At 67.0% G+C, this 9781-nt stretch carries 9 protein-coding genes; 2 read left to right on the forward strand and 7 right to left on the reverse strand.

All coding sequences use genetic code 11. The features are described from left to right. Nucleotides 1–333: 333 nt before the first annotated feature. The 6 genes from ACLP25_RS06030 to ACLP25_RS06055 all read right to left on the reverse strand — a co-directional run bounded on the left by ACLP25_RS06030 (nucleotide 334) and on the right by ACLP25_RS06055 (nucleotide 5659). Nucleotides 334–783: an RrF2 family transcriptional regulator gene (locus ACLP25_RS06030; RefSeq protein ID WP_442468323.1), complete on the reverse strand. Its 450-nt coding sequence runs from the start codon at nucleotides 781–783 to the stop codon at nucleotides 334–336. 400 nt (nucleotides 784–1183) lie between these two features. Continuing rightward, nucleotides 1184–1552, reverse strand: coding sequence for a winged helix-turn-helix domain-containing protein (locus ACLP25_RS06035; protein ID WP_442468324.1), 369 nt, complete (start codon nucleotides 1550–1552; stop codon nucleotides 1184–1186). Nucleotides 1553–1583: 31 nt separating this feature from the next. Further along, nucleotides 1584–2444 carry a branched-chain amino acid aminotransferase gene (locus tag ACLP25_RS06040; protein ID WP_442468325.1) on the reverse strand — a complete coding sequence of 287 codons (861 nt, stop codon included), beginning with the start codon at nucleotides 2442–2444 and terminating at the stop codon, nucleotides 1584–1586. A gap of 59 nt (nucleotides 2445–2503) precedes the next feature. Further along, nucleotides 2504–3847, reverse strand: coding sequence for a dihydropteroate synthase (folP, locus tag ACLP25_RS06045; RefSeq protein ID WP_442468326.1), 1344 nt, complete (start codon nucleotides 3845–3847; stop codon nucleotides 2504–2506). After that, nucleotides 3822–4280, reverse strand: a complete 459-nt coding sequence (locus ACLP25_RS06050; protein WP_442468327.1) for an NUDIX domain-containing protein — start codon at nucleotides 4278–4280, stop codon at nucleotides 3822–3824. Before ACLP25_RS06050 ends, folP begins: the two co-directional genes overlap by 26 nt. Continuing rightward, on the reverse strand, nucleotides 4277–5659 hold the full coding sequence (locus tag ACLP25_RS06055; RefSeq protein ID WP_442468328.1) for a M20/M25/M40 family metallo-hydrolase: 1383 nt from the start codon (nucleotides 5657–5659) through the stop codon (nucleotides 4277–4279). The genes ACLP25_RS06050 and ACLP25_RS06055 overlap by 4 nt, the downstream gene beginning before the upstream one ends. A gap of 165 nt (nucleotides 5660–5824) precedes the next feature. Between ACLP25_RS06055 and ACLP25_RS06060 the strand changes: the two genes are divergently transcribed. Both ACLP25_RS06060 and ACLP25_RS06065 read left to right on the forward strand, forming a co-directional pair. Then, entirely contained in the window at nucleotides 5825–7621 is a 1797-nt protein-coding gene (locus tag ACLP25_RS06060) for a putative nucleotidyltransferase substrate binding domain-containing protein (protein ID WP_442468329.1), read from the forward strand. After that, complete coding sequence (locus ACLP25_RS06065; protein ID WP_442468330.1) at nucleotides 7621–8286, forward strand: 3'-5' exonuclease; 666 nt, start codon at nucleotides 7621–7623, stop codon at nucleotides 8284–8286. The genes ACLP25_RS06060 and ACLP25_RS06065 overlap by 1 nt, the downstream gene beginning before the upstream one ends. 61 nt (nucleotides 8287–8347) lie before the next feature. On the opposite strand, the gene ACLP25_RS06070 is transcribed toward ACLP25_RS06065, so the two are convergent. Continuing rightward, a partial coding sequence (locus tag ACLP25_RS06070) for an inorganic phosphate transporter (protein ID WP_442468331.1) occupies nucleotides 8348–9781 on the reverse strand: 1434 nt, incomplete at its 5' end.

Genomic DNA, 9781 nt, shown 5'->3' on the forward strand with positions numbered 1-9781 from the left:
GGACCACAGATCCGGACGATCGCCGAACTGCGGGCGAGAGCGATGGACGCAGGCGCGTCCGGCCCGAGTCCGACATTTGTGGAAGCGTTGCGAAAAGCAGGCATGCCTGAAAAGTGAGCGCGCGAAGGAGGGACAGTCACCAGTGACGGAGACGGACTTCCGACGTCTTCTTGAGATGAACCCGAGAGGGACCGCACGCCCGCTTCGGGCGGACTCCGCGTCTACAGGCAAGGCCCGCTTACCTGCCCACTTGCGCCGTTCGAGTTGGCGATCTGCAACGGCAGCACTACGTCGAATCCGGTCCTATCGGAACCGCGAGTCAGATTGTCGCCACTAAATGTGGTACATGTCCTCGAGTTCCGGCGGATTGGTGAGCGCGCGCAATTCCGCCAGGGTGCGATTGTCGAGCACCTCGGCGATGGCGTTGCGCGCCTGGACCATCACCTGCCGCACCGCGCAAGTCCTCAGGTCGCCGCAGTCCGAGCAAGGCCGGTAGGCTGTGACCGAGGCGCAGGGAATGGGCGCGAGCGGCCCGTCGAGAACCCGAACGATCGCGCCGACGCGGATCTCGTGCGCGGGGCGGGCGAGCGCGTAGCCGCCGCCCTTGCCCTTCTTGGAATAGACCAGACCGGCGTGGCGCAATTCGGTCAAAATGTGGTCGAGGAACTTCTTCGAGATCGAATTGGTCTCGGCGATGTCGGCGACCTGGGCGAGGGCGCCGGGTTCGATCCCGGCGAGATGCACCATGGCCTTAAGGCCGTACTTCCCCTTGTTCGTCAGCACTGTCCGTCCTCGACGCCCGCTCTCACCGATTCGGAGCCTATGACTACCGTACTCTCGCAGCAGAAGCGTTGGCGCGCGCAAAAAAAACTGGTGAGTCAATTGCCTGCGTCGGCTTACGTTGGCTTCAGACCAGCAGATTTATGAACATAGTGGAAAATAGCAAGGGTCCTGGTCGGCGAAAATCCGCCATCGCGGCGCTGTTTCCCGCCACGGCGCCAGCTCACGCTGCGCCTCGCGCGCGTCAAAGCAAACCGAGCGCCGGAGTGAGCCTGGCGTTCGCCGGTCCCTTGTTTCAGCGGCGACGGGCGCCGGCGGAGCCCTGACCTCCCTCCGCGGACGGCTGAGGAAATCCAAATGTCTCGCGCCGGCGGCATCCAGGCGATCGGGCGCACGGCCGGCGTCAGCCCGAGGCGCGCGCCGGGTATTCGACAGGACCGAGCATGCCCTCGATCGCGTTGATCTCGGCCTCGGCGGCTTCGCGCATCTTGGCCTCCGCGTCGCGATAAAGCGCCACGATCCGTCGCCCCTCCTCGGTCAGCGAGGCGCCGCCCCCCTTCACCCCGCCGTGATGGGCGGCGACCAGCGGGCCTGAGAAGAGCTGGTTCAATTCGTCGACCAGGAGCCAGGCGCGGCGATACGACATCGCATGGGCCCGCCCGGCCGCGGAGATCGACCCGGTCTTGTCGATCGCCTCCAGGAGCGCCACCTTGCCGGCGCCGAGCCTGCGCCCGGCCTCGAAATCGAGCCGCACCGTCAATCGAGTCGGCATTACGTTCTCCTTTCTGCGCCGGCGCGCCCGGTCAGCCCGAATGGGCGAAGTCCCAATAGAGCTCGCGCGCTCGGCGGAACGCCGGCCCGGGCTGAAGATCGCGCCCCTCGATCCGCCGGACCGGCGTCACCTTGCCGAAATTGCCGACCACGAAAATCTCGTCGGCGGCGTCGAAATCCGCGAAAGTCAGCGTCGCCTCGCGCACGTCGCGGCCGTCGCCGCTGAGCAATTGCAGAACGCGCTGACGGGTAACGCCGTTGAGGAACGACCCGTTGGCCACCGGCGTCATCACCACGCCATCCTTGGCCAAGAAGACGTTGGCGGTCGCAAGCTCCGCCACGTTGCCGAGCATGTCCGCCAGCAGGCAACTATCGAAGCCGCGGGAGCGAGCCTCGATGAGGGCGCGGCCGTTGTTCGGATAGAGGCAGCCGGCCTTGGCCTCGATCGGCATGGTGATCGCGAGCGGCTTTACGAAGGCCGAGCGGGTGATCGAAACGCCGGTCGGCTTCGGCAGCGGCGCCTGGTAGATGCACAGGCAGAAGCGGGTCGATTCCGGATTCGGCGGCACCGACGAATTGTGGCCGCTCTCCTCCGCCCAGTACATCGGACGAATGTAAAGCTCCGCGCCCGCCGGAAATTTCCGGCTTCCCTCCCACGCGAGGTCGAATATCGACTCCGCGCTCATGGTCGGGACGAGGCTCATGGCGCTCGCCGAGCGGTTGAGCCGCTGGCAATGCCGGTCGAGGTCCGGCGCGACACCCTCGAAAGCTCGGGCGCCGTCGAACACGCTCGAGCCGAGCCAGAAGGCATGGGTGCGCGGGCCGACGATCGGATGATTGCCCTCGAGCCATTGACCCTCGAGATACGTGTACGTTTGCGACCAGACGGTCATGAATCGGGCTCCGGCGCCGGGAATGGGCGTGAAGCTCGATTTTTGCCCCTTTGGCCGGCTCAGTCCAGCGGAACAATGCCGGACGCCTCCGCGCCGAGGTTCGCGGCCGCCTCCTTGACCCGCCTCCCGCCGAGGATTCGCTCAGGCGCGATCTCCGCCAGCGGGATGAGGACGAAGGCGCGATTCAGGGCCTCCGGGTGGGGCAGGGTGAGGCGTTCGCTCTCAAGCGCGATATCGTCGTAGGCGATGATGTCGATGTCGATCACGCGCGGACCCCATCGCTCGCCTGGCTTCCGGCCGAGCTCGGTCTCGATCGCCTTGAGCCGGTCGAGCAGCGCCTCGGGCGGCAGGTCGGTCCGCGCCAGCGCGCAGGCGTTGGCGAACCAGTCCTGGTCGGTTTTTCCCCACGGCGGTGTGCGGTAGAGGCGAGAGGCGGCGGTCAGCGCGATTCCGGGCTCGTCGTCCAGCGCGGCGAGCGCGCGGCGCAGCGCGCCGACCTTGTCGCCGACGTTTCCCCCGAGCGCGAGCACGACATCGGCGCGGCCGTCCCGGGCTCGCGGCGCGGGCGGCCGTTCGGTCGCCGCGAAGGTCCGGAACACGTCGAGCGCCTGCCGATGCTCGGCGACGTCGTGCACGCGCAGCACCGACGCCCCCCGCATCAGCGCGACGACGTCGGCGGCGAGCGTGCCGATCAGGCGCTCATCCGGCGCGCCGCCGGCGATTCGGCCGATGAACGATTTGCGCGACAGGCCGACGAGAACCGGCGCGCCTAGCCGGCGGAAACGGTCGAGATTCGAGATGCAGGCGCAGTTCTGCTCCGGCGTCTTGCCGAAGCCAACGCCCGGATCGACGAGGATACGGCCGAACGGAACGCCCGCTCGGGCGGCGAGCCGCAAGGAGCGCTCGAGAAAGCGCTCGACATCGTCGAGGATGTCGATGGCGGCGTCCGTCCGCTCGCGATTGTGCATGACGATGACGGCCGAGCCGGTCTCGGCGACGACGTCGGCCATGGCGGGGTCGCGCTGCAGACCCCAGACATCGTTGATGACCGAGGCGCCGAGGCGGGCGGCCTCCCGCGCCACCGCCGCCTTCATGGTGTCGATCGAAATGGGCGCGTCGATGTCGCGGGCCAGGGCCTCGATCACGGGCGCGACCCGTCGAAGCTCTTCATCCTCCGCGACCGGAATGTGACCGGGCCGGGTCGACTCGCCCCCGACATCGACGATGGACGCGCCCTCGGCGATCATCGTCTTCGCCCGCGAGATAGCCGCCGACAGCTCGATATGACGGCCGCCGTCGGAGAACGAATCAGGCGTCACGTTGAGAATGCCCATGAGCGCGGGCGGCTGTCTGACGACGGCCAGGAACTGGTCGCGCTTACGCGCCCTTCGGCTGTCCGTCATGGGTTCGTCCCTTCGGAGCGGGCCCGCCCCCGGCGCCGATCAGTTTCGCAATCGCCTCGTCCGCGCCCTGGGCGAGCGGACCCGGCGGAGCGTCGAGGGGGAACCATTCGACAGCCTCGGCTTTGTCGGGTTCGCAATTGCGCGCGTCGCCCCGGCCCACCTCCGCGAGCCACACCGGGGACACCCAGTGCTGGCCGTCCTGGCCCAGCATCTGAATGACTTGCAGCATTTGCACGAGCCGAATCAAAAGCCCGGTTTCTTCGAGGACCTCGCGGCGAACGGCGTCCTCGACGCGCTCGAGATAGCGCACTTTGCCGCCCGGCAGGTTCCAGCGCCCCGCCTCTGGCGGCCGTCGCCGCTTGACCAGCAGAACCCGTCCGTCGGACACGACGGACGCGCCGCACCCCACGCCGACCCGCGGCTCGTTGCTCACGCGGCGAGCGCCCCGAGGATGCGCGCCCAGGACCGCGCGCCTTTGTGGAACGAGGCCCGCTCGTATTTCTCGTTCGGGGAGTGCATGGCGTCGTCCTCGAGCGCGAAACCGACCAAGAGACTGTCCATGTTCAGCTCGCGCTTGAACGCGCCGACGATCGGGATCGATCCGCCGCACCCGACCAGCGCCGCGGGCTTGCCCCACTCGGCTTCGAGCGCGCGGCGGGCGCGGCGGAGCGCCTCGTTCTTGACCGGCAGGGTGATCGCCGGGCTCCCGGCGTGGCCGATGAACTCGGCCTTCACGTCGGGCGGCAGCCGCAAAGTGACGAAAGCGCGGAACGACTGGACGATCTTCTCGGGATTCTGCTTGCCGACCAGCCGGAACGACACTTTGGCGCTCGCCTTGGCGGGCAGGACAGTCTTGACCCCCTCGCCGGCGTAGCCGCCGGAGATCCCGTTGACCTCGCAGGTGGGCCGGGACCAGACCTGTTCGAGCGGCGTGCGGCCGCGCTCTACAACGGGCGTCGTCAGGCCGACGTCGCCGAGAAAGGCGGCGGCGTCGAATTCGAGCGCCGCCCACTGCTCCTTGATCTCCTCGGGGAGTTCCTCCACGCCGTCGTAGAAGCCCGGCAGCGTCACGGCGCCGTTGGGGTCGTGCAGGTCGCCGAGAATGCGCGAGAGAACGTGAATCGGGTTGACGGCGACGCCGCCGTAGACGCCGGAATGCAGGTCGCGGTTGGCGCCGGTCAGGACCACCTCGTCGGCGACAATTCCGCGCAGCGCCGTCGTGATCGCCGGCGTCGACGGGCTCCACATGCCGGTGTCGCAGACGAGCGCGATGTCGGCTTTCAGCGTCTTGGCGTTCTTGGTCAGGAAGGCCGGCAGGGACGGCGAGCCGGTCTCCTCCTCGCCCTCGAACAGCACGGTAATCGCACAGGGCGGGCCGCCGAACCTCTGGAAGGCGCGGCAGGCCTCGAGGAACGTCATGAGCTGGCCCTTGTCGTCCGAAGCGCCGCGGGCGACGATGCGCTCGCCGCGGGGTCCGGCTTCGAGCTTCGGCTCGAACGGCGGCGAGCGCCAGAGATCGAGGGGATCCGGCGGCTGGACGTCGTAATGGCCGTAGAACAGGACGTGCGGCGAGTCGCGGCGCGCCGCCTTGATGTGGCCCACAACCGCCGGGCGTCCGTCGGTCGGATGCTTGGCCGCCTCGAACCCGATCGCGCGGAGTTCGTCGACCAGCCAGTCAGCGGCCCGGTCGCAGTCGGCGAAGTGGGCCGGGTCGGCGGAAACCGACGGGATCCTGAGAAAGTCGAACAACCGCTCCACGGCCGGCCCGGCGTTGGCGTCGATGGCGGCAAGTGCGTCGTCGATCATGGTCATGGCCTTCCGCCCCCTTTAAGCGCCCGTCGTCGTCAGCTCCCGTCCGATGTTGTAGCAGGCCCGAAGGCGGGCTTCCATCCGTGGCGCAGCCCAAGGCTTGACCTTAGTCCACTTGCAAAGCTGCCCGGGACAGGGACAATTCTCCCAACCGAAGGGAGGAGAACTTTGGCGCAGCCTTTCGATCCGCGCAGCGCGCCGTTCGACCGGCTGAACGCGGACGAGCTCGAAGTCGTGAGCCACTCGCTCGACATCGCCTATTATCGGCCGAACGAGACGATCATCGAACGCTTGAGCGCGCCAAAAAGCCTGTTCATCGTGATCAAGGGTGCGGTCGAGGAGCGGGACGGAGACGATCTCGTCGCCCTCAGGGGCCCAGGCGACATGTTCGATTCGCGCGCCCTGGTGCAGGGCAAGAGCTCGAACGCATTCGTGGCGCGCGAGGAGACGCTTTGCAACCTCATGCCGCGCGACGTGACCCTGAGGCTGATCAACGAGAACCCGCGCTTCGCCTCGTTCTTCTATCTCGACATCGCCCACAAGCTCGACACGGTCTCGCGCGAGGAGGAGGCCGCGCGGTTCACGCCGCTCATCGCCGCGCGCGTCGACGAGCTCTTCCATCATCCGGCCGTTTTCGTCGACGCGACCGAGTCGATCGCCGCAGCCGGCGCGCTGATGCGGACGCACAAGGCCTATGCGCTGTTCGTCACTGACGACGACGGAACCGGAATCGTCACGCGCTCGGACCTTCTCGACGCGACGCTGTGCGACCATCGCCCGCCCGAGAGCCCCGTCGGTCCGCTTGCGCATCGCCCGGTCGTCAGCGTCGCGCCGGACGACCTCGTCACGACCGCGCTCCTGCGCATGACCAAGCACAACAAGCGCCGCCTCGCCGTCGGCGAAAACGGGATGTTCATCGGGGTGCTCGAGGACATCGATCTCTTGAGCTTTCTGGCGGGAAACTCGCAGCTCGTAGCCGGGAGGATCGATCGATCGAGCACGGTGGCGGGTCTCGCGCGCGCCGCAAAAGGGATCGAGCCTCAGATTCGCCTCATGCGCCGTCAGGGGGTCAAGGTCGACCTCGTCTGCGAGATCGTTTCCGACCTCAACCGGCGCCTGCACCACAAGCTCTTTCAACTCGTCGCGCCGAAATCGATTCGCGAGGCCGGCTGCTTCTTCGTGATGGGCAGCGAGGGTCGCGGCGAGCAGACGTTCCGCACCGATCAGGACAATGGGCTCATTCTCGCCGCGCCGGCGCCGGAGGAGGACCTCGTCCAATTCCGCGCCGACGTGTTCGACGCCCTGGCCGAGTGCGGTTTTCCGCCTTGTCCGGGCGAGGTGATGGTGCGCAACCCGGTCTGGTCGAAGACGCTCACCGAATACCGCGACGACTTCCGCCGCTGGCTTGCGCTCTCCGACGAAACGGGGACGATGGACATCGCGATCTTCTATGACGCCGAGGCGACGGCGGGCGACGCCGGGCTCCTTAAGACCGCCAAGCAGGACCTGATCGATCTCATGCACGGGGAGCGCCTGCGGCTCGCCCGGTTCGCCCGCGCCATCGACGCCTTCCCGACTCCGATCGGGTTCTTCAACAACCTCGTCACCTCGAAGGCCGAGGGCGACGCGCTCGATCTGAAGAAGGGCGGCGTCTTTCCGATCGTGCACGGCGTCCGGGCGCTGGCGCTGGAGAAGAGGCTGCACGAGACCGGCACGACCGCGCGGATCGCCCGGCTCGTGGAGCTTCACCAGTTCGACGCCCAGTTCGCGCGCGAGCTGACCCAGGCGCTGCATTACCTCATGACGCTGCGGCTTGACGCGCAGATCGCCGAGAAGGCGTCAACCAGCCTCGTTCGCCCGGCCGAGCTGTCGACGATGGAGCGCGACCTGCTGCGCGACGCCTTCCACGTGGTCAAACGGCTGCGCGAAATGCTGCGCCGGCACTTCAACCTGGCGATGTTCTGATGCTGCTCGGGCTGAAGCGGCGTTTTCTCCTGCACCTCTTGCGCGATCCCGCCTATCGCTTCTTGTTCGATCCGCCGCCGCAAGGCGAATCGGTGTCGATCGACTGCGAGACGACGGGCCTGAACACGCGCACGGACGACATCGTCACGGTCGCCGCGGTGAAAATCCGCGGCAATCGGATCCTGACCAGCGAGCGCTTCGAGGCGATGGTCAAGCCCAGGGCGAAGCTCAATCCGGACGCCATCAAGGTTCATCGCCTGCGCGAGCAGGATGTCGCTGGCGGCCGACCGATCGAGGAGGTACTGCCGGACCTTCTGCGGTTCATCGGGTCGCGGCCGCTGGTCGGCTTCTATCTCGAGTTCGACGTTGCGATGCTGAACAAGCACGTGCGGCGCCTCATCGGCATCGACCTGCCGAACGCCCAGATCGAGGTGTCGGGGACCTATTACGAGCGCAAGTACGGCGACGCGCCGCCGGGCGTCGAGATCGATTTGCGGTTCATGAGCATTCTCAGGGATCTAGGCCTGCCGGCGCTCGACCAGCACGACGCCTATTCGGACGCGCTGATGACGGTGATGATGCACTTGACCCTTGAGGACTATAGGGCCCGCGGCGTCCGCATCCCCCGGGGGCGGCCGAGGCCAATCGCGTTCTACGGCGGCTGACCCGAACGAAAAGGACCGCGCCGGGCAGCGCGGTCCTTGCGATTGCGTCCGTGGATGCCCGTCAGAAGATGTGACGGAAAATGAAGAAAAGGGTGCCTGACAAAATCATCGCCGCTGGCAAGGTCAACACCCAGGCGAGCGCAATGCTTCCGACCGTCGACCACTGCATTCCCGAGCCGTTGGCGACCATCGTGCCGGCGACGCCGGACGACAACACGTGGGTCGTCGACACTGGCAGGCCGAGACCATCGGCCGCGCCGATCGTGGCGGCGGCGATGAGCTCGGCGGCGGCGCCCTGCCCATAGGTCAGGTGGGTTTTGCCGATCTTCTCGCCGACGGTCACGACGATGCGCTTCCATCCGACCATCGTGCCGAGGCCAAGCGCAATCGCCACGCAGATTTTCACCCAGATCGGAATGAACTTGGTGGCGTAGTCGAGCTGCTTCTTGAACTCGCCGATCTGCTTCTTCTCGGCGTCCGTCAGCTCGCTCTCCTTGTCCTTGGCGAGAACGCGCATCGCCTCCGAGGCGAGATACATGTCGTTGCGGACGTTCTGAACTTTATCGAGCGGCGTCCTGGCGACCGAGCCGTACTCTTTGACCGAGTCGCTGATCTCACGCACCAGAACGGCGAGCGACGGATAGGTGCCCTCGGAGATCTTGTGGGCGTGAATGTAGTCGGTCACCGCAGGGCGGGGGTCGCCGATGACGTTGTAGCCCGCCCCGTGCGCCGCGACGACCTTCGAGGCGTCCTGCGCGGCGGCGATGAACGATTCGGCGTGCCCAGCCGGCGGCGCCCGGTTCAAGGCGTAGGCGGTCGGCGCGACGCCGATCAGGATCAGCATGATGAGGCCCATGCCCTTCTGGCCGTCGTTCGATCCGTGGAAGAACGACACCAGCGTGCAGGTGAGGACGAGCAGGCCGCGGATCCAGGTCGGCGGCGGGTTGCGCCCCTCGGGCGCCTTGTAGAGAGCCGGAACCCGCACGATCGCCTTCATCAGGAGGAGCAGCAGCGCGGAAAGGACGAAGCCGAAGAGCGGCGAAAATAGCAGAGCTTCGCCGATCTTCGTCACCTGATCCCAGTCGACGCCAGAGGTGCCGTCCACCCCGCGCATCAGCGCGTTGGCGACGCCGACGCCGACAATCGAGCCGATCAGGGTATGCGAGCTGGAGGCCGGGATGCCGAAAAGCCATGTGCCCAGATTCCAGATGATCGCCGCGATCAGCAGAGCGAACACCATCGCATAGCCGGCGCTCGAGCCAACCTGCAGGATGAGTTCGACCGGCAGGAGCGAAACGATGCCGAAGGCGACAGCGCCGCTGGATGCGAGCACCCCCAAGAGGTTCCAGCAGCCCGACCAGACGACGGCGAACTGCGCCGGCAGGGCGTGGGTGTAGATCACGGTCGCGACAGCATTGGCGGTGTCGTGGAAGCCATTGACGAATTCGAAGCCGAGCGCGATCAGCATCGCGAGGCCGAGCAGCAGGAATGGCAG

Source organism: Roseiarcus sp., assembly GCF_052145395.1.
Classification (GTDB): domain Bacteria; phylum Pseudomonadota; class Alphaproteobacteria; order Rhizobiales; family Beijerinckiaceae; genus Roseiarcus.